Here is a 25,704-nt window from a genome sequence, read left to right as displayed (position 1 = left end):
GATCGCGAGGGGCTTCGTTGAAAAAAAACGAAACGATACCGCAGGTTTTTTCAATCTTTCGCACCTAATCCCATGTGTTCACCTTTAACGATATCGTCCGTTTGCAGGAATCCGAACTGATCGCTGAGCTTAAAGCGGGCCGTGAGTCGGCCTTCCGGACGCTTGTCGAGACGTATCAGAACAAGGTCTACAACACGGCTTTGGCCATTGTGCAACAGCCCGAAGAGGCCGAAGACCTTGCGCAGGACGTGTTTGTGGAAGTCTACCAAACCATCCGGCAGTTTCGGGAAGAAGCCAAACTGACAACCTGGCTCTACCGGATCACAACCTCGAAGGCGCTGGCGCACCTGCGGAAACGCAAGGCCCAGAAGCGGTTTTCACGGATTACCAGCTTGTTCGGAGTGAACAACGAGGTCCTGCACGACCCGCCGGATTTTCACCATCCGGGGGTATCGCTCGAACAACGGGAAACCATGAGCCTGTTGTTCAAAGCCATCGAAAAACTAGCCGATACGCAGAAAGTAGCCTTTGTGTTACACTATATGGAAGAACAAAGCCACCGCGAGATTGCGGAGGTCATGCAGATGAGTGTGTCGGCGGTCGAATCGCTGCTGCACCGCGCCAAACAGCATTTACGCAAACAGTTGACCCCGTTTTATAACGAGAGAAAGAACCCGTGACACCATGAACAGAAACGAAGAAGAGCACGAATGGGAAGACCGGTTTCGGCAATTGGGCCAATTGAAGCCCGCCCAGCCCCGTCCTTTTTTTTATACAAGGCTGGAAGCCCGGCTGAAAAACCGGCTCGAACCGTCGGACGCTGCGGCTGTCTTGCCGTGGTGGCTGCAAAAACCGGCGTATGCCCTCGGGACGCTTGGCGTCCTGATCGCCCTGAATATTGCCGTGGCAGTCTGGCAACACGCGCCGGCAAATCCGGAACCCGATCCCGGCACGTACGAATCGTTCGTGCAGGATTATCAATTGAACCCCCAAACCACCTTTGTCGATGAATGATCGAAAACGCTACCGGCTGCTGGTGGGCATCATCGTTGCGCTCGTGTTGTTGAACGCCGGATTAATGGCCTGGATGTGGCTGGGGCCACGGAATCACCGCGACGGGCGCCCCGACGGACGGTCGTACCTGTCGAAAACGCTTGGTCTTTCGGAAGAACAGCGGACGCAGTACCGGGCCATGCGGCTGAAACATTTTCAGACGATCCGGCCCCTACTGGATTCGCTGCGGCAGGAACGCAGGCGGTTTTTTGAACTGGTCGGCGATTCGACAAAAACCGATGCGCAATTGATGCAGCAGGCGCGTCAGCTGGAAGAAAAAAACGCCCGGCTGGATGTGATCAACCTGCGGCATTTTCAGCAGGTCAGCGCCCTGTGTACGCCCGAGCAACGGCAGAAACTGAAGCAGGTGCTGGCCGAACGACCCGGTTTTAGCTCCTTTGGTGGCTCCGGCTGGCAGGGAAAACACCGCCCGGATTCCGCCCGGCGGAACCATTCGGAAAAATAATCATTTTTTTTCGCTACCCTCCGCAGGGTTTCCGGCGAATTGACACCTAAGCCATAACAACTAAATAAATCAACCACATGAAAAAAGTAATGTGCATTGCCCTGCTGCTGGCAGGTTTGACGGTTTTTGAAAGCAACGCCCAGAATGGTCCGGGCGGTGGGGGCCGGGGGCGGATGATGGAAGGCATGACGCAGGTGGAAGAAAGTGCGCTGCCCGCGCCGGTGATGGCTTACGTGAAGGATAAATACCCCAACATGACGGTCCGGCGGATTATGAAAGACAAGGAAGATAACTACACCCTGGTCGTTGCGGCCGATACAACCCGGAAAATTGTTGTTTTCGATGCCAAAGGGACTTTCAAGGAAGAACGTGCCATGCGGGGCCGCCGTCCGCAAAACAAATAAGCCCGACAAATGGTATAAGTACTAATCTCGTGTCGGGATTACGCTTCATCATTTTTAGCTGTCCGCGTTTCGGTCAGCCCGGAAATCATCTCGGGCTGACCGAAATGCCAGTCATCCGCCTTTTCAATCAGACTAATGAATGCCTCTTCGCTACTTTCTTTCCAGTTGTTTCCCGGACATTCGCGACGGTTTCCGTTACGTATGTCTTTGTTGTTTACCCTACTGCTGAGTTCGGCAACATCGCTCCTGGCCCAGACCAACCAACTCACCGGAAAATTTGTCGATTCCAACCAAAGTGCCCTGGTCGGCGTTCCCGTCATTCTGACGTCGCAGCAGGATACGACGCAGCGGCAATATATGATCACGGACACAACGGGTTCGTTTACGTTCATGAACCTGAATCCGCAGCCCTACCGAATCCAGGCGACCTACCTGGGATTCCAGGATTACAATAAAGTCATTACGATTACCCAGCCCGTTCAGAATCTGGGCGCAATCACCCTGCTCGAAGATTCCAAAATGCTGAAGGAGGTGGTCATCAAAGGACAAATACCGCCCGCCCAGCAAAAAGGCGACACGCTCCAGTTGAACGCCGAGGCCTTTAAAGTGACGCGCGACGCGACGACGGAGGATCTGATCAAGAAAATGCCCGGTATTACCGTGGAAAACGGCACCGTGAAAGCCCAGGGCGAGGACGTTCAGCAGGTACTGGTGGACGGAAAAATCTTTTTCGGCGACGACCCGAGCATTGCGCTCCGCAACCTGCCCGCCGAAGTGGTCGATAAAATCGAAATCTTCGACCGCATGAGCGACCAGTCGCAATTTACCGGTTTCAACGATGGTCAAACCTCCAAAACCATTAACATCGTGACGCGGGGCGATCGCCAGAATGGTGTTTTTGGCCGCGTTTACGCCGGTTACGGCACCAACGACACCTATTCAGCGGGGGGCAACGTCAACCTTTTCAACGGCGCCCGGCGGTTGTCGATTGTCGGACTGAGCAACAACATCAACCAGCAAAACTTTTCGTCGCAGGACCTGACCGGCGTCGCCAGTAGCGGTGGCGGTGGTGGAGGCTTCGGCGGAGGGGGGGGTGGCCGCGGAGGGGGTGGCCGTGGCGGAGGAGGTGGCCGCGGGGGTGGCGGTGGCAACTTTGGCGGAGGGGGCGGTGGTGCCGACAACTTCCTGGTGGGGCAGCAGAGCGGGATCAACAAAACCAATTCCATTGGTCTTAATTTCTCCGACGACTGGGGCAAGCACGTTACGTTTCGGGGAAGTTACTTTTTCAACAATAGCAATAACAACAACGCCCAGACGGTTTTCCGGCGGTATACCCTCACCGAGAATGCCAGTCAGAACTATTTCGAAAACAGCATCAGCCGCACCGAAAACTACAACCACCGGCTGGATTTCCGGCTCGAATACACGATCAACTCCAACAATTCGCTGTTGATTACGCCCCGGTTGCGCTGGCAGAATAACAGTTCGTCGAGCCGGGTGCAGGGCATTACCTTCCTGGCAGCCGACAGCACGTCCGACAATCCGACGCTGGGAAACAATTTCAACCCGATTTTGCCGCCCGACAGCCTGCTGCTGAACCGGAGCAATACCGACTATCGGAACCAGACACGGGCGTTCAACTTCAGCAACAACATTTTGTTCCGGCACCGGTTTGCCAAACGCGGGCGGTCGCTATCGCTGAACTTCGGCACCCAGATCAGTACGCAGAATCGGGAGAACTCGCAGTTGTCCCTGAACGAATATTTTACGGGAACCACGCCGGATCAGCGCATCGACCAGTTGACGACCAACAACACCCCGAGTTATCAATACTCGCTGAATGCAGCCTATACGGAACCGCTGAGCAAATTGAGTCAACTGCAACTTAATTATACAACAACGTACCGCTACAGCGACGCCAACAAACGGACGAATCGGTATAACCCGGCCACGCAGCGCTACGACCAGTTGGATTCGCTGTTGTCGAACACCTTCCAGAACGATTACCTGACCAACCAGGCGGGGGTGGGCTACAATTACCGTTCGCCGAAAATGGGGCTGAACGTGAATATGAACTTCCAGCGGGCGGATTTGATCAGTGATCAGCTATTTCCGTTGAACAACGACGTTCGGGCGCATTTTAACAATTTGTTACCGTCGGCCATGCTGGATTTCCGGCTCTCGACCGACAGCCGCATCCGGTTGTTTTACCGCACCAACACCCAGGCACCGGGCGTGACGCAGTTGCAGAACGTGCTTGACAACTCCAATCCGCTGTTCCTGACGATGGGGAATCCGAACCTGAAGCAGTCGTACGGTCACAACATCTCGGCCCGCTACCAACTGACCAAACCGGTGAAAGGACGCAGTTTGTTCGTGTTTGTAAACGTCAGTTCCACCAACAATTACATCGGTAATTCGACGCTGATCAGCAACGGGTCGGCTACGCTGCCCGACGGAACGACGCTCGGACAGGGCGTTCAACTGTCGCGGCCGGTCAACCTGAGCGGTTTGTGGAACCTCCGTACGTTTGTTACCTACAGCACACCGCTGAAATTCATCAAGAGTAACATCAGCATCAACGCCGGGAACAGTTACGGCACCTCGCCCAGCCTGATCAACAACCAGATCAACAACGCCAACTCGATGACTTGGTCGCAGGGTGTGAACCTGAGCAGTAACATCAGCCAGAAACTCGACTTTTCGTTCTCGTATTCGGGGAATTTCAACGATGTGAAGTATTCGCTACAGCCCCAGAACAACAACAAATATTACTTTCAGGTCCTGAGCGGGCGGGTCAACTGGATCTTTGGACCCGGTCTGGTGTTGCAATCCGACATTTCAAACCAGAAATACACCGGTTTCAACGGCAGCGTCAACCAGCAGTATACGCTCTGGAATGCCGCCGTGGGTAAGAAATTCCTGAAAGATCAGCGGGGCGAACTGAAAGTATCGGTCTTCGATTTGCTGAAACAGAACAACAGCCTGAACGTCTCACAAAGCGATACGTACGTGGAAAACAGCCGGGCGCAGGTCCTGCAACGGTATTTCATGCTCACCTTTACGTATAACCTCCGTCAGTTCAAAGCCGCACCCGCGCGGAATAACAACGGCCCAACCGATCAGCCCGACCGCCCGAACTGGCGGGATGGTGGCCCGGGGCGTATGCCCGGCGGAGGGCGTCCGGGACCGGGTGGTCCGGGCAACAATTGACGGTTTACCGGTTTCGATCAAAAAGAAAGCCAGACGACGTGAGTCACCTGGCTTTTTTTATCGCTAAATAAACGGTTATTTTTACAATCAGGTACCTTTCACAGTATCCCCGGTTATCAGCGACTTATACGTACAAAACCCGCCCGGGGCGAAATTGTTTTTAAATACCCAAACTTTTTTCAACCCGTACCCGATTATTCATGATTATTCATGCGCGAAGACGTTCTGCTGGGGTTAACCCTTCTGCTGGGCATGGCATTGCTGGCGACACTGGGCCAGCGATTGCGAATTCCGACCCCGATTTTTCTGGTTATCGGGGGGTTACTGGTCAGCCTGATTCCGGGGGTGCCGCTGCTCACCATCGAGCCGGACCTGATTTTTCTGGTTTTTCTGCCCCCCTTACTCTACGAAGCGGCCTGGTATATGTCCTGGCGCGAACTCTGGCGCTGGCGACGGATTGTACTGGTGATGGCCTTCGGGCTGGTTGTGCTGACGGCAACGGCGGTAGCCTACGCGTCCTACGCCTTCATTCCCGGTTTTACGCTGGCGTTCGGCTACCTGCTGGGCGGTATCATTTCTCCGCCCGATGCCGTAGCCGCCAGTTCGGTTTTAAAAGATATCAATGCGCCCAAAAGTATGACCAGTATTCTGGAAGGCGAAAGCCTGATCAACGACGCATCCAGCCTGATCGTTTTCCGGTTTGCAATGGGCACGATCATCTCCGGCACCTTCGTCTGGCAGGACGTGGCCCTGAATTTTGTGCTGGTAACGGTAATGGGGGCCTTCATCGGTCTGGCCGTGGCCGGTTTTTTTTACGTCATTCACCGCTGGGTACCGATGCAGCCGCGCATCAGCATTCTGCTGACCTTCCTGGCCCCCTACATCATGTATCTGGCTGCGGAAGAATTCCATTATTCGGGCGTTATCGCGGTGGTGGCCGGGGGGCTGTTTTTATCGAACCACAGCCACGCACTTCTTAACCATACGGAGCGGGTGCAGGGCCTGTCGATGTGGGGCACGGTTATCTTTATCATCAACGGCCTGGTGTTTGTGCTGATTGGCCTGGAACTGTCCGTCGTGGTAGATGGGCTGAAAGGGTATTCGCTCTCCGACGCCATTCTGTACGGCCTGCTGATCTCAGCGGTGGTGATTGTGGTCCGGATGGTATTCTCTCTGGTTTCGTCGGTCTTTACCAACGTAGCGGGGCGCTACATTACCGTAGCCGTGCGGAATGTGGGCTGGAGGGGACCGATTGTGGTCGGCTGGGCGGGCATGCGCGGGGTTGTTTCGCTGGCGGCCGCCCTGGCCATTCCGCTCACGCTACCCGATGGAAACGCCTTTCCGCACCGGGCGCTGATTCTGTTTATCACGTTTGTGGTTATCCTGGTAACGCTGGTTTTCCAGGGATTGACGCTCCCGCTGGTGATTCGGTGGGCGCATCCCAAAGAACTCTTTCCGCGGCTGCCCACCGCCAAACAGGAAGCCATGATCCAACGCCAGTTGAGGGAAGCGGCCCTGCGCGAACTGCAGCAGCGCTACGATGGGCAACTGGCCACCAACACCTTGCTGACCAGCCTCAAAAACCGCCTGGAGAGCGACTTGGAGGTAAATCAGTACCTGGCGTCCGACCGCGACGGTCCGGTGCTGACACGCTATAACGAAGCCCTGGTCCATTTGCACCTGGCCAAACGCCAGGAACTGGAACGGCTCCGGAAACAGGAAGAATTCGACGATGAGGTGATCCGGAAAGTCGAAACCCTGCTGGATCTGGAAGAAGAAAAACGCGATCATACCATCCGGTAGGAACCCGGCGGACCGACCGGTTTTATGGAAGACGGTCCGAGCAAAGACATGTGACAAAAGACCCGTGCGGGTTCTCTTGTCACATGTCTTTGCTCTAATTTTTTCGCTGAGTATAGTATTGATTTACGGATGACCTTTACGATTCGCAACGACCGGCCCGACGATTTTCTGGTCCTTGTCCGGGAAGTAGGCCAGTGGCTGGCGGATTCGGGGCGGGAACTCTGGGAGCTGGATACGCTAACGCCGGAAAACCTATTTGATCCCTACACCCGGGATAACGCTTACGTCCTCTACGCCCATCCGGATGAGGGGCCGGTTCCGGCTGCGGCCTTTATTTTGCAGTGGAAAGATCCGCTGTATTACCCCGACGTGCCCGACAACACCGCCGGTTTTATCCACAAGCTGGCCATTCGGCGGCCATTTGCCGGACAGAATCTGTTCGCCACCATTCTGGAGTTTTGCCGCGAAACCTGCCTGAAACGCGGCATTCACGAAATCCAGCTGGAAACCGATTCCACCCGACCGGCCCTGCTGCGGTTTTATGAGCGATACGGTTTTGAGCCTACCTACCGGAAAACCGTTCAGGAGTTTGGCCAGTCGTTTTTGTGCCAGTATTACGTAATGCGGTTTTGACCAAACCCCCTACCGCTGAAAGACCATCACGTGCTGCTGCGGGAGCTTTCGGTAGACGGTTTTCAGCGACAGCCCCACCGCTTTCATTTCCCTCGTAGCCTGGGCGATGCTCATCTTGTGGTGCAGTTTGATCGGCACGTTTGGGTCTTCGGCGCGGTACTCGACCAGCACCACACGCCCACCCGGCTTGAGCGCCCGGACAATGTTCGTCATCATTTCGCGGGGGTGCGAGAACTCGTGGTAAGCATCCACCATCAACGCCAGGTCGATACTGCCAACCGCCAGTTTCGGATCGGTAATCGTGCCCAGGACGGTTTCGATATTGGTCTGCCCGGTTTTCTTTTTCGTATTGTTCAGGTCGGTGATCATTTCCGGCTCGATATCGACGGCCACGACTTTGCCTTTCGGAACTTTCGGGGCCATCCGGAACGTGAAATACCCGGTTCCGGCGCCGATATCGGCCACCACATCGGTTGGTTTCAGGCTCAGGGCGTCGAGCAGCAGATCGGTGCGCTCCTCCTGCTCCCGCTCCGGCCGCTCGAGCCAGGCAGCGCCCAGATGACCCATCACCTGCGCAATTTCCCGCCCGAGGTAGGTTTTACCAATGCCGTCGTTTGCCGGTTTCTGGTAGCGATAAACCCCGTTTTGTTCCCCCGAAACCGCCCCGGTTTGCTGGCCCATCGAAAGACCACAACCAGCCAGCAGCAGGAGAAGCGTGAAACGGATCGACCCAAACAGCACTTTCATAAGGGACAGGGAAATAGTCTAGGAATTGAACAAGCTGCAAAAGAAAGTGTTTAGAGATTAATTTCCACCTTTTACCCATTCTTATGAACCTCATTTTGCACCTCTTACTCGATGCTGCCGTCATCTTTGGACTGGCCTACCTCATGCCCCAGGTTGACGTAAAAAGCTTCGGCACGGCTCTGCTCATTGCGGTTTTGCTGGCGGTTCTGAATTTCCTGATCGGCTGGCTGATCCGTTTCCCGTTGAATCTGGTTACTTTTTTCTTCCTGACGGGCATTGTTCGCATCGTCGTGACGGCCATTATCCTGAAACTCATCGATAAGATGATGAGCAGCTTCACCATCGCCGGTTTCTGGCCCGCGCTGGTCATTGCCGTCGCAGTGGCCGTCATTGGCGGGCTGGTCGATGGCGCACTGGCTCCTTCCGAAGAAGTGATCGAACATCGCCAGCAGGAGGCCATTCGGGTAATCCCTTCCTACCAGCTTGATTATCCGGCATCCCTTTCCTAAATCAAAAAGCCCTCAGTTGATGAACTGAGGGCTTTTTGATTCATAGTACGTGTTGTTTTCAACGCTGCTCGTACGGAAAATACCAACTAACGGCCTGCTTATTTCGCTTTCCGGATGTAAATAGTCCCGTGCATATTTTTCATCATCACCTCCCGGCCCCCGCCATTGACTTTGCCCTGCACCCAGTCGTCGACGCTGACTTTATACATGCTGTCTTTGCTGGTGCGGGTGGCTTTGGGTTGATTTTTGTCCACGTCCACGTCGAAGTCGCTGTAAATGTCGCCCCGGTCCGACTTGAGTTTGACGTTGAATTTCGCGTTGGCCGGAAACGTCACATCAACGTTGCCATTGAGGGTTGAAAAAGCCATCGGAGCCTCGGCATTGACACTCCGGAACGTGGCCTTCAGGGCGCCGTTGACCGTGTTGGCAACGGCCGAACCACTGACGTTGGTCAGCGTAATGGCACCGTTGACGTTGTTGACTTCCAGTTCACCGTTTACGTTTTCGATTACGATGTCGCCGTGGTTGACCGTGCCGACCTTGAGCGAAAACTGCTGCGGCACCTTAATCACCAGATCGACCGAGCGATTAATGGAGGTAGTACTCAGGTTGATGCGGTTATTATTTTCCTTCGCCGTCAGGTCCAGACCGCCCCGGGTCGAGAGCCGTTTCATGCCGTTTGCGAGTTCGTCGGGCCGCTCTTCCCGTTTCCGGCCACCGGCCTTGCCGTCGGCGTCCAGGGAAGCATCGATAACGACGTCTTTGCCGGTATAGCCCATCACCTGGATAGACCCGTTGACCAGCCCAATTTGCAGGAAACCCGGTTTATTCGGATCGCTCAGCGGAACGATCAGTTGTTCTTTCACGTCATTCTGGGCCCAAAGCGGCTGAATGGTCAGTGTGGAAAATACCAAAAATACGGAGAGGATACTGCGACTTGTTTTCATGATGCTAAACTTGGAGTAAAGACGACAGACCGGCCCAAAAACGATCCAAGGTTTTACCGGGCTGTACGGATTGGGGTGGTTGATCAGGATTGTTTTTTGATGTAGACGTTGCCGTTGAATGTCTCGAATTGCAGCGTTTGCCCGCCTTTCCCAATGCGGACCGACGTGTCTTTGTTGAGTGTATAAACCGTGCCGTTACCTTTCTTTTCCTGGGTTTTGGTGACTTTGGCCGGCAGAATTTCGGTGTTCGTAAAGTCGGTATAAAAAGCCCCCTGGAAACTCTTGAAACTCAGGTCGGCGGACAGATTGGCCGGGTAACTGATCTTGATATCACCATTCAGTGTGTAGTATTTCGATTTTTCGGGCGGATTGGCGAGGTAATTGGCTTCTACATTCCCATTGATCGTGTGGGCCGTCGTGGTGCCTTTGATGTTGGTCAGGCGAATGGCCCCGTTGATGTTGTGGGCCGAAATTGTTCCACTGACGTCTTTCACCGTGACATCGCCCGCGTTGATGGTCGAAACGTGCAGGTTCAGCGCAAAAGGCACTTTCACCGTGAACTCCAGTTCGTAGGTGTACTCGATCCGCCGGCTAGTCCGCCGGTCCTGCCAGTTGCGGTTCGGGCGGGAATCGTGCGGTTCGGCGATGTAGGCAATCACGCTGTCGGCATTCTGATCGAACGCCAGCTGAAATTCCTTTTTGGCCTGCTCCAGCAAGTCGCCGGATTTGGCCGACAGCGTCTGCTCGATTTCCAGCACCACCTTGCTGCCCGAATACCCTTCGACTTTGATAAAACCGGCGATGTTGTAAATCGCCAGGGTGCTGCCACCGGCTTCTTTCGACAAGGTAAACTCCTTGCTGATGTGGCTTTTGGATTCCTGCGTTTGGGCCGAAGCGGAGGCACAAAAAAGCGCCATCCCCACCAGAAAGAGGGTCATAAACGGTTTCATCGTTGTTGTTTAGTTAGTGTAAAGAAGTCAGATTAGAGACGTAAGACAAGTGACAATGGGGACCGGAAAGCATTCTTTTCTGGTTTTTTCTCTGTCCCATCTACGACAATTCCCTGATGGTTTGTTCGATTTTTACTTTGACAAAGTCGTTAAGATTGGCCTGCCGGAGCAGTTGTCGGAGCGGTTGCACCGAGCGTTTTTCCTGCAACTTCAGCATCACATCGGCCAGCGCCGATTGCACCAGGGGCGAATCCTGCCGGACAATCGACTGCACCAGTCCTTCCCGGACTTTCGGGTTGGCCGCCAGTCCGGCCAGTGCTTCGAGCGTAACCAGCCGGACGTTCACGTTCGAGTCGTTGTTGAGCGTACTCAGCAACGCTTCCACCACTTGTTCATCCGCGTGTTCGATGTCTTTGGTGTATTCGACTGCCCGCAGCCGCTCGGTAGCCGACTGGTTTTCGAGCAATGACAGCAAAACCGTCTGCCGCATCTGCTTCACCTGGGTGTCGAGTTCGCTGATTTGCTGTTCGTACACCGGTTTGTTGCGCGCGCTCAGCCAGTAACCGCCCGCCAGCCCGATCAGCACCAGCGCCAGACTATACGCCACCCGAACGGCAAGCTCCGGCGTCAAAAACCGCCTGATCCGGCGCATCCTGCTTTTCCAGGACCGTTGCCGCTTTTGGGCTTCCGCGTGCTGGTATGTTTCGAGCATGGCATAAAACCGGGTCCGGACTTTCTGGCCGGGTTCGGGCACGGGCACCTTGCCCATCATTCCCCAGAGTTGCCGGGTCGCTTCCAGTTCCGCCTGGCAATCCGCACAGTGCGCCAGATGCGCTTCCACGGCGGCTCGTTCGGCACCCGAAACCTGATTATTCAGCAGGTCGATCAATTGTTCCTTGGCGCTTTCACAGTTCATGGCAGTATAATTTTGCGCGTTGGACAGCAGGATAAGGATAGCAGATCCATTTTTCGGGTTCCCCTATGCCCCACTCCCCCTTATCCTCGGCCCACTAAACGTTTCAATTCATTCATGGCCCGATGCACCCGGACTTTCACAGCTCCTTCGGTGGTATCCAGAATGCGGGCAATTTCTTCGTATTTCAATTCCTGAAACCGGCTCATAAGCAAGACTTCCCGGTTTTCGGGGCTCAATTTTCGCAGGGCGTCGTGCAGCGAAGCTAGTTCCTGTTCGTGCTGCACGTGCTCATCGGCCGCGGTTCCCCCGCCGATTCGTTCGACAAAATCGGCCACATCATACTGGTGAACCGAATGCCGGTTTTTCCGGACGTGATCGGCCAGCACGTTGCGCGCCAGATGGTACATCCACGTCCGAAACTCGCCCTCGCCGGTGAACGTATGCCGGTATTTTAACATCCGGTAAAACACGTTCTGCACCAGGTCCTCGCTGGCGTCGGTCTGGCCCGTCATGTGGTACAGAAAACCGAACAGGGTGCGGTGGTAACGCTCGAAGAGCAGGCCCATCTTTTCCAGATTGCCGTCCTTCACCTGAAGCATGAGCGTATTGTCCGTCAGCGATTTCAACCGGGTACGTGTTGCGGGTTTGTCGAATCTGGTTGTGGAAACCGAGCCGAAAAAAGAAGGTTACAGAAAAATATGAAAAAATATAAGCAGGGTGACCCAAACCGGTTCACCTATTGGTTATTATACTATTTTTTGGTTATTTTGTACCTTATTTAGGCACCAACGCAGCCATTCCGATTCATTCTATGGCTTCCTCCGGGTCGTTACAGGCAGCTACTAACGCTTCCCCGCAGGAAGACGACGTGGCTTTATGGCTTGCCTTCCGGCAAGGCGATGAACCTGCGTTTGCCCGAATTTATACCCGATTTGTGAAAATCCTGTACCGATACGGGTTGAAAATCACCCGGGATCAGTCGCTAATCGAAGATTGCATTCAGGATTTATTTATTGAACTCTGGAATAGTCGGGAACGACTCGGAAACACCGACTCCATCAAATTCTACCTATTCCGGGTGATGCGTCGCAAACTCTACGGGAGCCTTTCCAGTCTGCCAGCGACCCACACCGACGGACTGGAACACGTTCCGGAACCCTTCGTTGAATCTTATGAAAGCAGTTTGGTGACTATGCAGGAACTGGCCTCGCAAAAAGACCAACTCCACCAGGCGTTGAGTACCCTGCCCGTCCGGCAACACGAGGCTATCAACCTGCGTTATTTTCACGGTTTCAGCTATGAACAGATCGCCGAACTGATGGGCATCAATCCTCAGTCCGTACACAATACGCTTCAAAAAGCGATGAAAGTGCTGCGGGCTCATTTAAGTACACTCCTCCTGATTTCTCTGCTGGGTATCGATTCCTTTCTTGCCTGAAAAAACTTTCAGTTTGTGGGGTAGTAACCGGCCTTTTCCACCATTAGAAAGGTAAAAGGCTGGTAAACTAATTTTTCTGATGAATTATTTGTCCCACGAACCGGAAGAATTAGCAACCGACACATTCTTTTGCCGGTGGGTATTGCAACCGGATACGGAGACGGAAACCTTTTGGCAGGATTGGCTTCAGACCTATCCACATAAGGCCCGGGAGATCAGTTTGGCCCGCCAACTGGTTTTACTGGCGGCCGAGGACAACGATGCCGATCCGTCGGAACAAACGATCGGACGAATGTGGACGAACATCCAGCAGAACCGGCAGGAGGCCGCCCCCGAGGTGGTTCATCCCGCAACCCGGCAGCGGTTTTTCCGAATCCAGTGGGTGGCGGCAGCGGTTGTGATCCTGTGCCTTTCCATCGGTGGCTATCTGTTCTACCAGAACAGGACGATTACGCACACCACGGCCTACGGCGAATCGCAACGGCTTCAATTGCCGGATGGTTCGGTGGTGATACTCAATGCCCATTCCGAACTACGGATGGCCGCCAACTGGAACAGGACCGCAACCCGGGAGGTTTGGCTAACAGGTGAAGCCTTTTTCAACGTTTCCAAACAACGCCAGCATGGTCAGCCAGTCAAGTTCCTGGTGCATACGGATGACCTGGATGTGGAAGTGAAAGGGACGCAGTTCAACGTGAACACCCGAAAAGAGCAAACCAAGGTTGTGCTGAGCGAAGGCCACGTTAGTCTGCAGTTAAAAGGAAATGCGAACCAGAAACCGCTTCATCTGAAACCGGGCGATGCCGTGGCGTTTTCGAAAGAAAGGCGGCAACTGGCGGTTCAGCACCTGGCCGACACGAGCCCGATCCACTCCTGGACCGATAACCGCTGGATGCTTAACGATGCAACCTTGCAGGAAGTGGCCTCGCTGATTGAAGAGAATTACGGTTTAAAGGTCAAGTTTCAAACCGATTCATTAACCCAACTGAGCGTAAACGGAGTCATTCCAACCGATAACCTGAAGGACCTTCTCGGCACGCTGGAAAGTATTCTGGATGTGCATATTGACCGAAAGTCCGACCGAATCATAATTACTGCGATCCCTTAACAGCACCCTAAGACTATTCCTAACTCACTTATTTACAGTTACATGAAAAAGAACTACTTCTTCATGGGAGGATTTCTATGCCTTTTGATAATCCTTTCCCCAACGATATCCGCAGCCCAGACCGTGGCTTTCCACCAGAAATGGCAGGGGGGCGTAAAATTCCAGGAACTACAAAGCGAGCTTCGGACCGTCCACCAAATCCTGAAAGATCTGGAAACGAACCATTCGATTTTCTTCATGTTCCACAGTGAAAAAATCAAAACGATTCAGGTGCAATACCGGCCCGTTACGGGCGAAAGTGTTCAGAAAACGCTGGAACGGGTTTTAAAAGCCGGTGGTCTTACGTACAAACGGCACGGGAAAATATACGCCATCTTTCCCGACGATATGGATGACAAAAGTATTCGGGAGTTTCGGCGGAAAGCGTCGCAACCCGGTGGGCCTCCATCGGGTTTGCAGAAGACACCTCCGATAGCTCCCCCGAATGAGCCAACGATGGAACCGGTTGACCCGGCTGGTAATCAGGCGATTGACCAGACCGTAACCGGGGTTGTGTTGGACGAAACCAACCAGGCGCTTCCCGGCGTGAGTGTCGTTTTGAAAGGCACCAGCCGCGGAACGACTACCGATGCACAGGGGAAATTTCAGCTCGCGGTTCCAGATGTGGTAGCCGTGCTGATTTTTTCGTACGTCGGGTATGAATCTCAGGAAGTTACGATTTCGAATCAAACCGCTCTCACGATTTCGTTGGTACTCAACAACAAATCATTGAATGAGGTGGTGGTGGTGGGTTACGGTTCCGTTAAAAAGCGGGACCTGACCGGATCGGTGGCTTCCATTGGGGCCGCCGAAATCAAGGCTCAACCGGTTTCCGGATTGAACCAGGCGCTACAGGGGCGCGTGTCGGGTGTACAGGTGACCCAGGCTTCCAACTCCGCGGGTGGTGGGGTTCAGATCCGTATCCGGGGTGGTAACTCCATTTCGGCCAGTAACGACCCACTTTATGTCATCGACGGTTTTCCGGTTACCAATCCCAGCCCTGCCAGCGGTGCCAATAACTCAAACGCTTTTCCCAACGTGCTGGCAACGCTCAATCCCAACGATATCGAGTCGATGGAAGTGCTGAAAGATGCTTCAGCTACTGCTATTTATGGGTCGCGTGGAGCGAACGGCGTCGTACTAATTACGACAAAACGCGGAAAGGAAGGCCAGACCAACATCGAGTTTGAGACCTACTACAGTGTTTCCCGGATTACCAAGTTCCACGAATTGGTGAATGCCTCGGAGTCCCTGAAAATGAAAAACGAGCAGCTCGTGAATCTGGGACGCACCGAGCGCTACGGTACTGACCCCGCCTATGGCACCAAAAAACCGGATGATTACCTGCCCGGAACCGATTGGCAACGATCCATTTACCGCGATGCACCCACCAAAAATTACCAGCTCACGCTTTCGGGTGGCAATGACAAATTGCGGTATCTGGTCAGTGGTAATTATTTCGATCAGGATGGCATAATAATTACCAATAATTTCAAGCGGTATTCGGCCCGACTAAACCTGGACGCCAAGTTGACCGAACGAATCAAGGTGGGGACCAATTTTACGATGACTCGTAGCGACAACCACCTGGTCACGGAAAGCTCTTCTACTTCACCGGTGCGGGCCGCTCTTCTGAAGACACCCGCCCAGATGATTTACAATCCCGACGGAAGCTACACACTCGATTTTCTGGGAATGCAGGGATTGCCTAATCCGATTGCTGTGTTGAAAACGAGTACCAACACCCTCCAGAGCGACCGTGTTCTGGGCACGCTGTTTGGCGAATTCAGGCTTGCTGAAGGGCTGACGGGCCGGGTTAGTGCAGGGACGGATATTATCAATTCCCGGCGGAACGTGTTTTTTACGCCCCAGACGCAGATTGCCAGTTCGGTCAATGGGTACGGTAGCGTTGGAAATGCCGTTAACACCAATATCCTGAACGAGAACACCTTAAGTTATAACCGAACCATAGGTACCGATCATGCCTTTGACCTGCTGGCCGGGATTACTTTTCAGAAAAACAAAGAGGTCCGGAATTATAGCGAAGCCCAGGATTTCCCCAATTATTCGCTAGGGGCCGGTAACCTGGGATTGGGCAACAAACTGCTGGCCCCTTCCGGCTCGATTGCCGAATGGGGGCTGGCGTCCTACCTGGGGCGGTTGAATTACCGACTGAAAGACCGCTACCTTTTTACGGTAACGGGACGGATCGATGGCTCGTCACGGTTTGGGGCCAACAATAAGTACGGTTTTTTTCCGTCAGGAGCCTTTGCCTGGCGGGTTTCGGATGAGGCTTTTCTGCGTAATAACGCGACAATCAGTGATTTGAAGGTACGCGTTAGCTACGGTTTGACCGGAAACGACGGAATTGGATTATACAATTCGCTCTCTCAATATGGTACGGGCCGGATGGTGCTTAATGATCGGGAACAACTCTATATCGAAGCTTCGCGCATGGCTAATTCCGACCTCCGGTGGGAGAAAACGGCACAGTTCGATGTCGGATTTGATCTGGGGCTGCTGGGAAACCGCCTTCAAATCACCGCCGATTATTACGTAAAAACCACCAGTGATCTGTTGTTAGGAGTCGAGCTACCTTCTACCACTGGATTTACCTCGGTCCTGCGAAACATTGGGAGTGTCGAAAACCGGGGCTTCGAACTTGGCATCAACTCGACGAATCTCAACCGGGGCGGATTTAAGTGGTCGACGATGGGTAATATCTCCTTCAATAAGAATAAAGTCCTGAAGCTGGCCGATGCCGATCAGTACTTCGTGGGGGGTGAAAGCGAGGTGATCGTGAAAGTCGGCGAACCGCTGGGTTCGTTCTACGGAACAGTTTTCGATGGCATCTGGCAAACGGCCGACGAAATTAAAGCGGCTGGAAGCTTAGCCATTACAAACGCCTTACCGGGTGCTCCCCGCTTCAAAGATGTCAACGGCGATGGCGTTTACAACCAGTCAACCGATCGCACCATTTTGGGAAATGGACTCCCTAAATTCATCTTTGGCTTAACCAACAACTTCTCTTATAAAGGGTTTGATCTGTCCATCTTCCTGCAGGGAGTTCAGGGAAACAAGATTTTCAATCATACCTTTCGCGATCTGGTGGGGGGAGACCCCGGCGGGAACAAGTTACGGGTATACGCCGAAGGAGCCTGGCGGGCCAATAAACCCTCCAATACGTATTATGCCCTTCGGCAATGGGACCTGGGCGTGAACTCGTTTTACGTCGAAGACGGGTCGTTTATGCGCTTGAAAAATGTTTCCTTGAGCTACCAGCTACCGCTCAAAACCAAGTTTATCAAGCGTGTCCGGGTGTATGTAAGCGGCCAGAATCTGTTGACTTTTACCCGGTACAAAGGCTACGATCCGGAGGTAAACTCCGATTTCAACAGTAATACGCTCTACGGTTTTGACCGGTTTGCCTACCCGGCTTCCCGCACGTTGACACTGGGTGGAAATTTTACCTTCTAAGCTCCTAAACCCCAACATCATGAAACGATATACCCTATTTCTGCTTAGTGTTCTTTTCCTGCTCACGGCGGGTTGTGAGCAGATTCTGGAAGAGAAACCGAAAAGTTTTTTTGAGGAAGGAAATTCCTTCCAAACGGATAAAGATGCAACCTCGGCCATCAACGGGGTCTATAACCGTCTTCGAAACGTCTATACCATGAGTTGGATTCATCTGTCCGATATTAGCGGGGAAGATCTGGAAGTCAATCCGATTATGGCCGAAGTGAAGGATATCGATTTGAACCGCTATACCGCAGCCAATGCCATTTTTGATGGTTTTTACACCAATTCCTACATTCTCATTGATCGGGCGAACCGTGTGATTGCCAATGTACCCACGATCGCGATGGATACCAAGCTCCGTGATCAGATCGTAGGGGAGGCCCAGTTTATCCGGGCGCTAGCGTATTTCAATCTGGTCCAAGCGTTTGGGGATGTGCCGCTGGTTACCAGCCCGACATCGGATGTAACGAATGTCAAACGAGCAAGAGATGAGGCCGAAAAAGTCTATCAGCAGATTATTCAGGATCTGAAAGCCGCCGAAACGGTGCTGCCTTTAACGTATACGGTTGTATCAGAAATTGGCCGGGCTACCTCGGGGGCGGCCAAATCCATTCTGGCCAAAGTCTATTTGACCCGGAAGGATTGGACCAATGCGGCAGCCAAAGCCAAAGAAGTCATTGATTCGAAGGTGTACAGTTTGGTGTCGGCCTATAAGGATATTTTTCCCCCGGAGAAGAAGAACGGGCCTGAACACATTTTTTCCGTGCAATACAGTTGCGTGTTGGCCACTTATGGAAGTTCGATGGCACAGGCCTTTTCGATCTTTTTTACGTATCCGATTCAACAGACAGGCGGGTATATGTACGTCACTCCGTACCATATCCAGACGTATTTACCCGGCGATGTTCGGAAAGAGATGAATGTGGTGACCGAGAAAAAGAACGTTGCTACCGGGGCAATCATCAAGCCCGGTGCCGATCAGGGGCCGACAACCGACAAATACTGGGATCCGTCGCCTTGTGGTGTGTCACAGGCGCGTAACAATTTCATGGTCATTCGGTATGCCGACGTCTTACTGATGTACGCAGAGGCTCTGAATGAACTCAATGGTCCCAGTGCTGATGCCTATGCGGCCATCAATCAGATTCGGGGGCGGGCCCGCAACGGCGTCGCTACGGCAGAACCGCAGGATTTAAAAGGATTGTCTCAAACCCAGTTCCGGGACGCGGTTTTACAGGAACGCAGTTGGGAGTTGTGTTTCGAAGGCCACCGCCGGTGGGATCTGATCCGAACGGGTAAATTTATCGCAACGCTTCAGAAAGCCGGGGTTCCTGCGACCGAGAAAAATCTGCTGTACCCCATTCCCCTTAACGAAATCGATGTCAACCCCGCACTGAAACAGAATCCGGGTTACTAATTTTTTGAATGAAAGTATAGATCCCGATCGGCGGGGTTCACAGCATCGTATCCGAAAATTTAATCGCTTATGGTTTATTCCTGGCTACTTTTCACTCTTTTGGCTTTGGAAAGGCTGACGGAACAGCAGAGTCCGGTTTTTTCGCAGGCTGACAGTGTAATTCAGGACAACCGGTTTTTCTGCAAGACACTCGGTCGAGACGTTTCGTATTCCATTTTTCTGCCGGATCGAAAAGTGGTGAAACGGGATAGTTTTCCGGTTGTGTTGCTGCTGCACGGCGACGGGCGAACGCATCGCACCATTGCCGACGATTCCGTTTGTCGACGGGAAATCGTGAAGCGAAACCTGGCGGTTGTCTTTCCAAATGGCGACCGTGCCTGGTACATCGATAGTAAAACCGATACAAAAAGCCGGTATCAGTCGATGCTGCTGGAGTTGTTGGAGCATGTTCGGGCGAACTTTCCGGTTTATCAAACTGTCCGGCACACCGGGATTTGCGGGTGGAGCATGGGCGGTTTTGGGGCGGTTCATTTTGCGGAAACGTACCCGGATCAGGTAAGGGCAGTGGCTTCCACCATTGCCCTGCTTGATTACCCGAATCCGCGCTTGCCCAACGAACAGAATTACCCGGTTTCCAGTATTTTCGGTACGGATACAACGGATTGGGCTCGCTTTAACTGCCTGAACAATGCCCCGGTTTTGCGAAACAAACCCATTTTGTTGATAGCCGGAAGGCAAGGGTTTGATTACCGGATGAATCAGAATTTTCATCACCGACTCAACCAATTAAAAATTGGCCATACCTACTTTGAACTGGAGGGAAACCATGATTTTCAGATGGTCAGGCAATCGGTTCCAGTCATGCTCGACTTTTTTCAGAAAGAGTTGGGAAAGTAAATCCTATCACCCTTTCATTACAATTATCCTTAAAAAATGAAACGACTCCTCGCTATCCTCTTTTTCCTGAATTTAGGTACCCAGGTCTTTGGGCAATCGTTTTCCTTGAGTGCCTACAAGCCCGTCGCCGACGGGAAAACGGATGATACCCCCGCTTTTCAACGGCTTTTTACCGCTGTGGCCAAAGCGGGGGGCGGAACGGTGACCATTCCGGTCGGGAACTACTTTCTGAAGGGCGACGTCTCCATTCCGGTTTCGTCCAACACCACCGTTTCGGCCTATGGTGCCCGGTTTTTTCTGCCGAAAGTATTGGGCGATCAGGCTCGGATCGTTGCATTTTCGGGCGCTGATATTCAGAATTTTTCGTGGTTCGGCGGGTATTTTGAAGGCTATTGCTTCGATCACCGCAACCCGCCCAATACCTGGGAGCCGAATGTCACTACTCGCATGATTCTCATCACGACGACGGCAAAAGGGAAAACCGACAACCTGCTGTTTCGGGATATTCAGTCCAGTAAAATCGCCGGAGCGGTGGTTACCGTTCTGGGCTTGCATCGGGAAGGATCGGAATCGGAGGTTGTGAATTTTGCCACCAACGTAACCGTTGAGAATTGTACGTTGTTGGAGAGTGGCAAATTTATGTGGGATTACGGCCTGCTGTGGCAAATTCTGGTCTGGCCCGAGGACTATACCCCCGCCGATATCGCCATGGCCAAAAAATACTTCCGGAATGACGTGATCCGTTCCGGCGTCAGCATGGCCGATGGCACAACGGAGGTCCGCGTTGCCAATACTCAACGGACGATTCCGGTCAGTCAGCAGGATTCGCCCGCTCAGACAGTGTGTTTTTATGGGGATAAATTGCCCGCTAACATCCTGCGGGGGCGTAAGTATTATGTAGTAAACTCGGCTGCCGATCACCTTCAGGTTAGTGAAACCTTCGGTGGAAAACCGATTGCTTTTTCGGGTTCTGCCGGTCCTGAAACGAAATTGATATATAATTTACAATCGGCTTTTTTTGGGCTCTATGCGCCACTCGGAGCGGGGCCGGGCAAGGGGTGCATCGACCTGGTGGCCTGCAAAAACACCCGCATCACTGGCTGTAAGATTTCGGCCCTGGGCGACGCCATGCACATCCACAGCAGTCACAACAATGTTTTTTCCAACAACCAGATTCTGGGAGCGCGGATGGGAGCGTTTTTTCTGGCCGAATACTGCAAAAATTCCACCATTACGGGCAATACCGTTGACGGAACCAACGGTTCCCGAATTGTCAGCATCGAGCGATCCAACGAAGACGTAACGGTCATTGGCAATACGTTTCGCAACGGCGGGCGGGGAAGCTGGATCAACCAGCCCAAAAACCTGCTGATCCAGGGCAATGTATTTATCAACAACACGACCAAGTGCGAACAAGACCCGTGGCACGGGCGAAGAAGTTTCCACACGGGCGAATGGGAAAGTTACCCCGAAATCTATTTTACTACCTGGCAGGCTGGCGGAAAATACGGCCCGGTTATTTTAAAAGACAATATCTTCGAAACCGGCCCCCAAGCCAAAGCTGCCATTGAATTTCTGCCGAATGGTTACGATGTGATCGTTGAAGGGAATATGTTCAAAGGAACTACCGGAAAGATTCTCGTGGGCGATCAAACCGAAATTGCCGTCGGGCAAAACCGGGGAGCAACGGTTGAAAAAGCCAAACCGGGTACGCGCATCGGAAATAATTGAGCCTGAAGTTCGGTGAAGCTGTGTTCGCCGAACCGGCTTCACTCGTTGAAGCATCCGCGCAGGAACCGCAAAAAACGGGCAATGCACTTTTTCGCCCTGTTTTTTGTAACTTGCTTACGATGATTTTCGATAACCACAACCGCCCCATCACCTACTTGCGGCTAGCCGTCACCGATCGCTGCAATTTGCGGTGCTTTTACTGCATGCCGGAAGAGGGGATCAAATACCTGCCCAAACACCAGTTGCTGACCTATGAGGAGATGGAACGGCTGGTGCGCGTGCTGGCGCGGCTGGGCGTGTCGAAAGTCCGGATTACGGGCGGAGAACCCTTCGTACGCAACGGTTTGATGGACTTTCTCTGGCGCCTGAAAGCCATCGAAGGCGTTGATGAACTGCACATCACCACCAACGGCGTGCTGACCGAACCGCTTGTGCCGGAACTGGTCCGCATGGGCATCGGTTCGGTGAATCTGAGCATCGATACACTCGACCGGGAGCGGTTTCGGCAGATCACCCGGCGCGACGAGCTTCCCGCCGTCCGTAGAACGTTGGATGCGTTGCTGGCGCATGGCGTGCCAGTGAAGCTGAACGCGGTGGTGATGGAAGGCAAAAATAGTGAAGACATTCCCTTGCTGGCCGAACTGACCCGCGACCATCCCGTTGCGGTGCGGTTTATCGAAGAAATGCCGTTCAATGGTGAGGGCAGCCACTACCCGGTTTTGAACTGGACGCACCGCCGGATTTTGCAGGAATTGCAAACCCTGTATCCCGGTTTGAAGAGGCAACAAGATTCGCCATTCGCTACGGCCACCACCTACCAAATCCCAGGTTATCAGGGCACTATTGGCATCATTGCCGCCTTTACCCGTACGTTTTGCGGAACCTGCAACCGCATCCGCCTGACGGCGCAGGGAACGCTTAAAACCTGCCTCTACGATAATGGGGTGCTCGATGTGCGGGTGCTCCTGCGATCCGGCGCGACGGATGCCGACCTGACGGCCGCTTTTCTGAAAGCCTTCGCCCACCGGCCCCAAAACGGTTTTGAAGCCGAGCGGGAGCGCGGCCCCGTGACCGAATCCATGTCCACGATTGGCGGGTAACGGACTTCGTTCAGGAATCTACTTTTCTGCCAACCAGCCGATTATGCTTAAAACCGGTGTAAACTTGTTCAGCGCAGGATGAGCGTCCATTTGCGGACAAGAGTGTCCGTTTGGGGACAAGAGAAAACGGAAGCATGAGCCCACAATAACCGCTCATTGAGGTATATTGCCTTTCATGTACAATGTATTACATAGTACCTGCCATTGCCAGCAATTTGCTTTACCGTCTGGTAAGCAGACTTTTTATTTCAACGGGATATGCTACGGAACTACTTCAAAATTGCCTGGCGGAACCTGATCCGGAATCGGGTTTTCTCGGTCATCAACATCGTTGGTCTGGCCATCGGACTGGCGACCTGCCTGCTCATCAGTTTGTTTGTGCTCGATGAACTGAGTTATGACCGGTTTCACGAAAAAGCCGACCGCATGGTCCGCGTCGTGTTCCGGGGCACGGTGCAGGGCGGTAAAATGAACGAAGCGCACGTGATGCCCCCCGTGGCCCGGACGCTCCAGGCCGATTACCCTGAGGTGGAAGAAGCTACGCGTCTGCGCGTCGGCGGTCAGCCCCAGCTTCGGGTTGGTGACCAGTTGTTCCAGGAAGAACGGATGGCGTTTGCCGATTCCAATTTCTTTCAGGTGTTCAGCTTCCCGCTGCTCCAGGGGGATCCCAAAACCGCCCTGACTCAACCCAATACCGTGATACTGACCCAACCGACGGCCCTTAAATTGTTCGGTCGGCAACAGGTGCTGGGGCAAACGATTCGGGTAAAAGGCAGCGATACCCCCCTGACCGTCACCGGCGTCATGGCCGAAATTCCGACGAATTCGCACTTTCATTTCGATCTTTTCATTTCGATGGCGAGCCTGCCGGACGCAAAATCACCGTCGTGGATGACATCCGAATTCTTCACGTACCTGGTGCTGCAAAAAGGGTACGATTACAAAAAGCTGGAAGCGAAACTGCCACAGGTAACCGAAAAATACATGGCCCCCCAAATCGAGAAAGCGTTCGGGATGCCCTACACCTTATTCCGGCAGAAAGGCAACGACCTGGGGTTGTTTCTGCAACCGCTGACGGCTATTCACCTGTATTCGGATTCTGCCTACCAGATGGAACCGTCCGGCAACATCCAGTATGTGTACCTGTTCGGTGCGGTGGCGGTTTTTGTGCTGCTGATTGCCAGCATCAATTTTATGAATCTGTCCACCGCCGGAGCCTCCAAGCGGGCCAAGGAGGTGGGGATTCGGAAAGTAATGGGCTCCATTCGGCTGGAACTGGCGTTTCAATTCCTGATTGAATCCATTCTACTGACTGCCATTTCGCTGGTAGTGGCCCTGTTGCTGGTGTATGCAGCCCTGCCGCTGTTCAATACCTTATCGGGTAAAGCACTGACCTTTAATCTGGTATCCGCTCCCTGGTTATTGCCGGGCGTGCTGCTGTTTGGCGTACTCGTGGGCGTGCTGGCGGGGAGTTATCCGGCGTTTTTCCTGGCATCGTTCAAACCCGTCGCCGTGTTGAAAGGGCGGTTTAGTTCGGGAAAAAGCAGTATCAGTTTGCGCAGTGGGCTGGTGGTATTTCAGTTCTTCATTGCGATTCTACTGATGATCGGGACGACGGTCGTATACCGCCAGCTTGATTACATTCAGCACAAAAATCTGGGCTACGACAAGGAGCAGGTGCTGGTCTTGTCGAATACCTGGGCGCTGGGACCGAAAGCGGAGGTGTTCCGTGATCTGCTGTTGCAGGACCCACGGGTCGTCAACGTCAGCCATTCGGGCTACATCCCGGCTGGTCCGAGCAATAACAACAACTTTATGGTGTATGGCGACAACAACTCGACCCAGATCGTCAAGACATTACGCTACGACATCGATTACGATTACATCGCAACCCTGGGCATGAAAATGGTCGCCGGGCGAAATTTCTCCAAAGCCTTCGGCACCGATTCCACCGGGATCCTTCTCAACGAAACGGCCGCCCGCCTGTTCGGATGGCATGAAAAGGCCTTGGGCCATACCATTACCCATTTGGACCGGGAGGGCATAAGCCCAACCTACCGGGTGATCGGCGTAGTGAAAGATTTTCACTTCCGGTCGCTGCACGAAAAAATTTCTCCCCTGGTCATGGTGCTGGCCAAAACGCCCGGTACCATGATCGTGAAAGTGAAAACCCGCGAGATGACGGGCCTTCTGGCGTCGGTCAAAAAACAGTGGGATTCGTTCAAACCCGAGCAGCCTTTCAGTTACTCCTTTCTGGATGAACGGTTTATGCAGACCTACGAAGCCGAACAGAAGATCGGCAAGATTCTGGGCATTTTCTCCGGCCTGACCATTTTTGTCGCCTGTCTCGGTTTACTGGGGCTGGCTACATTCACCGCCGAACAACGGACGAAGGAAATTGGCGTTCGGAAAGTATTGGGCGCATCGGTGGGCAGCATCGTCGGTCTGCTCTCCCGCGAATTTGTGAAGCTGGTGCTGATTGCCATTATGCTGGCGTCGCCCCTGGCCTGGTATGCCATGAACAAATGGTTGCAGGCCTTTGAATACCGCATTGCCATTGAGTGGTGGATGTTCGTCCTGGCCGGTTTGCTGGCCACGATCGTTGCCCTGCTGACCATCAGTTTTCAAAGCATCAAAGCCGCACTGATGAACCCGGTCAAGAGCCTCCGGACGGAGTAAAAATAGAGAATAAACGAGCGATGCGGCAGGAAGGTAACCACCCTCCTGCCGCATTTTTTCTCTCAGAAATAGTAGTTCTTACATACTTTACTTTGTTTTACAAAGTTCTTTTTTAACTTTACAGTAGCCCTCGCG

21 protein-coding genes are annotated in these 25,704 nt (G+C 53.2%); 16 read left to right on the top strand and 5 right to left on the bottom strand.

Features of this window, described 5'->3' with window-relative positions; genetic code table 11:
- Window positions 1–74: 74 nt before the first annotated feature.
- The 7 genes from ACFPMF_RS13370 (at window position 75) to ACFPMF_RS13340 (ending at window position 7,572) form a co-directional block, all read left to right on the top strand.
- Entirely contained in the window at window positions 75–680 is a 606-nt protein-coding gene (locus tag ACFPMF_RS13370; RefSeq protein ID WP_379845638.1) for an RNA polymerase sigma factor, read from the top strand.
- Window positions 681–684: 4 nt separating this feature from the next.
- Window positions 685–1,014, top strand: coding sequence for a hypothetical protein (locus ACFPMF_RS13365; RefSeq protein ID WP_379845635.1), 330 nt, complete (start codon window positions 685–687; stop codon window positions 1,012–1,014).
- The gene (locus ACFPMF_RS13360) at window positions 1,007–1,519 is read left to right on the top strand and encodes a Spy/CpxP family protein refolding chaperone (RefSeq protein ID WP_379845632.1); all 513 of its coding nucleotides are present in this window, start codon (window positions 1,007–1,009) and stop codon (window positions 1,517–1,519) included. The genes ACFPMF_RS13365 and ACFPMF_RS13360 overlap by 8 nt, the downstream gene beginning before the upstream one ends.
- Before the next feature lie 77 nt (window positions 1,520–1,596).
- Window positions 1,597–1,923, top strand: a complete 327-nt coding sequence (locus ACFPMF_RS13355) for a hypothetical protein (protein WP_379845629.1) — start codon at window positions 1,597–1,599, stop codon at window positions 1,921–1,923.
- A gap of 201 nt (window positions 1,924–2,124) precedes the next feature.
- Complete coding sequence (locus ACFPMF_RS13350) at window positions 2,125–5,136, top strand: outer membrane beta-barrel protein (RefSeq protein ID WP_379845626.1); 3,012 nt, start codon at window positions 2,125–2,127, stop codon at window positions 5,134–5,136.
- A 210-nt stretch (window positions 5,137–5,346) separates the two neighbouring features.
- The gene (locus tag ACFPMF_RS13345; RefSeq protein ID WP_379845623.1) at window positions 5,347–6,939 is read left to right on the top strand and encodes a Na+/H+ antiporter; all 1,593 of its coding nucleotides are present in this window, start codon (window positions 5,347–5,349) and stop codon (window positions 6,937–6,939) included.
- A 129-nt stretch (window positions 6,940–7,068) separates the two neighbouring features.
- Entirely contained in the window at window positions 7,069–7,572 is a 504-nt protein-coding gene (locus tag ACFPMF_RS13340) for a GNAT family N-acetyltransferase (RefSeq protein ID WP_379845621.1), read from the top strand.
- Window positions 7,573–7,581: 9 nt separating this feature from the next.
- Here the strand turns inward: ACFPMF_RS13340 and ACFPMF_RS13335 are convergent, their stop codons facing one another.
- Complete coding sequence (locus ACFPMF_RS13335; RefSeq protein WP_379845618.1) at window positions 7,582–8,319, bottom strand: class I SAM-dependent methyltransferase; 738 nt, start codon at window positions 8,317–8,319, stop codon at window positions 7,582–7,584.
- A gap of 83 nt (window positions 8,320–8,402) precedes the next feature.
- Here ACFPMF_RS13335 and ACFPMF_RS13330 point away from each other — a divergent pair, with 83 nt between their 5' ends.
- Complete coding sequence (locus ACFPMF_RS13330; protein WP_379845615.1) at window positions 8,403–8,828, top strand: phage holin family protein; 426 nt, start codon at window positions 8,403–8,405, stop codon at window positions 8,826–8,828.
- 98 nt (window positions 8,829–8,926) lie between these two features.
- Here ACFPMF_RS13330 and ACFPMF_RS13325 read toward each other — a convergent pair whose 3' ends face one another.
- The 4 genes from ACFPMF_RS13325 to ACFPMF_RS13310 form a co-directional block, all read right to left on the bottom strand.
- Window positions 8,927–9,775 carry a DUF4097 family beta strand repeat-containing protein gene (locus ACFPMF_RS13325; RefSeq protein WP_379845613.1) on the bottom strand — a complete coding sequence of 283 codons (849 nt, stop codon included), beginning with the start codon at window positions 9,773–9,775 and terminating at the stop codon, window positions 8,927–8,929.
- 83 nt (window positions 9,776–9,858) lie between these two features.
- Window positions 9,859–10,725 (bottom strand): DUF4097 family beta strand repeat-containing protein, encoded by an 867-nt coding sequence (locus ACFPMF_RS13320; protein ID WP_379845610.1) that lies wholly within the window; start codon window positions 10,723–10,725, stop codon window positions 9,859–9,861.
- 100 nt (window positions 10,726–10,825) lie between these two features.
- Window positions 10,826–11,641 carry a HEAT repeat domain-containing protein gene (locus ACFPMF_RS13315; RefSeq protein WP_379845607.1) on the bottom strand — a complete coding sequence of 272 codons (816 nt, stop codon included), beginning with the start codon at window positions 11,639–11,641 and terminating at the stop codon, window positions 10,826–10,828.
- Between the two features lie 80 nt (window positions 11,642–11,721).
- Window positions 11,722–12,240, bottom strand: a complete 519-nt coding sequence (locus ACFPMF_RS13310) for an RNA polymerase sigma factor (RefSeq protein WP_379845894.1) — start codon at window positions 12,238–12,240, stop codon at window positions 11,722–11,724.
- A 212-nt stretch (window positions 12,241–12,452) separates the two neighbouring features.
- Here ACFPMF_RS13310 and ACFPMF_RS13305 point away from each other — a divergent pair, with 212 nt between their 5' ends.
- The 8 genes from ACFPMF_RS13305 to ACFPMF_RS13270 all read left to right on the top strand — a co-directional run bounded on the left by ACFPMF_RS13305 (window position 12,453) and on the right by ACFPMF_RS13270 (window position 25,569).
- Complete coding sequence (locus ACFPMF_RS13305; RefSeq protein WP_379845604.1) at window positions 12,453–13,079, top strand: RNA polymerase sigma factor; 627 nt, start codon at window positions 12,453–12,455, stop codon at window positions 13,077–13,079.
- A 79-nt stretch (window positions 13,080–13,158) separates the two neighbouring features.
- The gene (locus tag ACFPMF_RS13300) at window positions 13,159–14,187 is read left to right on the top strand and encodes a FecR family protein (protein ID WP_379845601.1); all 1,029 of its coding nucleotides are present in this window, start codon (window positions 13,159–13,161) and stop codon (window positions 14,185–14,187) included.
- A gap of 42 nt (window positions 14,188–14,229) precedes the next feature.
- Window positions 14,230–17,703, top strand: a complete 3,474-nt coding sequence (locus tag ACFPMF_RS13295) for a SusC/RagA family TonB-linked outer membrane protein (protein ID WP_379845598.1) — start codon at window positions 14,230–14,232, stop codon at window positions 17,701–17,703.
- Window positions 17,704–17,722: 19 nt separating this feature from the next.
- Window positions 17,723–19,162 (top strand): RagB/SusD family nutrient uptake outer membrane protein, encoded by a 1,440-nt coding sequence (locus tag ACFPMF_RS13290; protein WP_379845596.1) that lies wholly within the window; start codon window positions 17,723–17,725, stop codon window positions 19,160–19,162.
- Between the two features lie 105 nt (window positions 19,163–19,267).
- A complete protein-coding gene (locus ACFPMF_RS13285) occupies window positions 19,268–20,059 on the top strand; it encodes an alpha/beta hydrolase (RefSeq protein WP_379845593.1) in 792 nt (263 codons plus the stop codon).
- A 36-nt stretch (window positions 20,060–20,095) separates the two neighbouring features.
- The gene (locus ACFPMF_RS13280; RefSeq protein WP_379845590.1) at window positions 20,096–21,790 is read left to right on the top strand and encodes a NosD domain-containing protein; all 1,695 of its coding nucleotides are present in this window, start codon (window positions 20,096–20,098) and stop codon (window positions 21,788–21,790) included.
- Window positions 21,791–21,909: 119 nt separating this feature from the next.
- Window positions 21,910–22,890, top strand: a complete 981-nt coding sequence (gene moaA, locus ACFPMF_RS13275; RefSeq protein WP_379845587.1) for a GTP 3',8-cyclase MoaA — start codon at window positions 21,910–21,912, stop codon at window positions 22,888–22,890.
- A gap of 258 nt (window positions 22,891–23,148) precedes the next feature.
- Window positions 23,149–25,569 (top strand): ABC transporter permease, encoded by a 2,421-nt coding sequence (locus ACFPMF_RS13270; RefSeq protein WP_379845585.1) that lies wholly within the window; start codon window positions 23,149–23,151, stop codon window positions 25,567–25,569.
- Window positions 25,570–25,704 lie beyond the last annotated feature (135 nt).

It is taken from the genome of Larkinella bovis (assembly GCF_042655385.1).
Taxonomy (GTDB): Bacteria; Bacteroidota; Bacteroidia; order Cytophagales; family Spirosomataceae; genus Larkinella; species Larkinella bovis.
Note: the sequence above shows the minus strand (reverse complement) of the source record. Positions and strands in the feature narration are given on the sequence as shown.

Coding starts and splice junctions, on each gene's coding strand:
- ACFPMF_RS13365 (WP_379845635.1), top strand. CDS start 685: ATGAACAGAAACGAAGAAGAGCACGAATGGGAAGACCGGTTTCGGCAA.
- ACFPMF_RS13360 (WP_379845632.1), top strand. CDS start 1,007: ATGAATGATCGAAAACGCTACCGGCTGCTGGTGGGCATCATCGTTGCG.
- ACFPMF_RS13355 (WP_379845629.1), top strand. CDS start 1,597: ATGAAAAAAGTAATGTGCATTGCCCTGCTGCTGGCAGGTTTGACGGTT.
- ACFPMF_RS13350 (WP_379845626.1), top strand. CDS start 2,125: ATGTCTTTGTTGTTTACCCTACTGCTGAGTTCGGCAACATCGCTCCTG.
- ACFPMF_RS13345 (WP_379845623.1), top strand. CDS start 5,347: ATGCGCGAAGACGTTCTGCTGGGGTTAACCCTTCTGCTGGGCATGGCA.
- ACFPMF_RS13340 (WP_379845621.1), top strand. CDS start 7,069: ATGACCTTTACGATTCGCAACGACCGGCCCGACGATTTTCTGGTCCTT.
- ACFPMF_RS13335 (WP_379845618.1), bottom strand. CDS start 8,319: ATGAAAGTGCTGTTTGGGTCGATCCGTTTCACGCTTCTCCTGCTGCTG.
- ACFPMF_RS13330 (WP_379845615.1), top strand. CDS start 8,403: ATGAACCTCATTTTGCACCTCTTACTCGATGCTGCCGTCATCTTTGGA.
- ACFPMF_RS13325 (WP_379845613.1), bottom strand. CDS start 9,775: ATGAAAACAAGTCGCAGTATCCTCTCCGTATTTTTGGTATTTTCCACA.
- ACFPMF_RS13320 (WP_379845610.1), bottom strand. CDS start 10,725: ATGAAACCGTTTATGACCCTCTTTCTGGTGGGGATGGCGCTTTTTTGT.
- ACFPMF_RS13315 (WP_379845607.1), bottom strand. CDS start 11,641: ATGAACTGTGAAAGCGCCAAGGAACAATTGATCGACCTGCTGAATAAT.
- ACFPMF_RS13310 (WP_379845894.1), bottom strand. CDS start 12,240: ATGCTTCAGGTGAAGGACGGCAATCTGGAAAAGATGGGCCTGCTCTTC.
- ACFPMF_RS13305 (WP_379845604.1), top strand. CDS start 12,453: ATGGCTTCCTCCGGGTCGTTACAGGCAGCTACTAACGCTTCCCCGCAG.
- ACFPMF_RS13300 (WP_379845601.1), top strand. CDS start 13,159: ATGAATTATTTGTCCCACGAACCGGAAGAATTAGCAACCGACACATTC.
- ACFPMF_RS13295 (WP_379845598.1), top strand. CDS start 14,230: ATGAAAAAGAACTACTTCTTCATGGGAGGATTTCTATGCCTTTTGATA.
- ACFPMF_RS13290 (WP_379845596.1), top strand. CDS start 17,723: ATGAAACGATATACCCTATTTCTGCTTAGTGTTCTTTTCCTGCTCACG.
- ACFPMF_RS13280 (WP_379845590.1), top strand. CDS start 20,096: ATGAAACGACTCCTCGCTATCCTCTTTTTCCTGAATTTAGGTACCCAG.
- moaA (WP_379845587.1), top strand. CDS start 21,910: ATGATTTTCGATAACCACAACCGCCCCATCACCTACTTGCGGCTAGCC.
- ACFPMF_RS13270 (WP_379845585.1), top strand. CDS start 23,149: ATGCTACGGAACTACTTCAAAATTGCCTGGCGGAACCTGATCCGGAAT.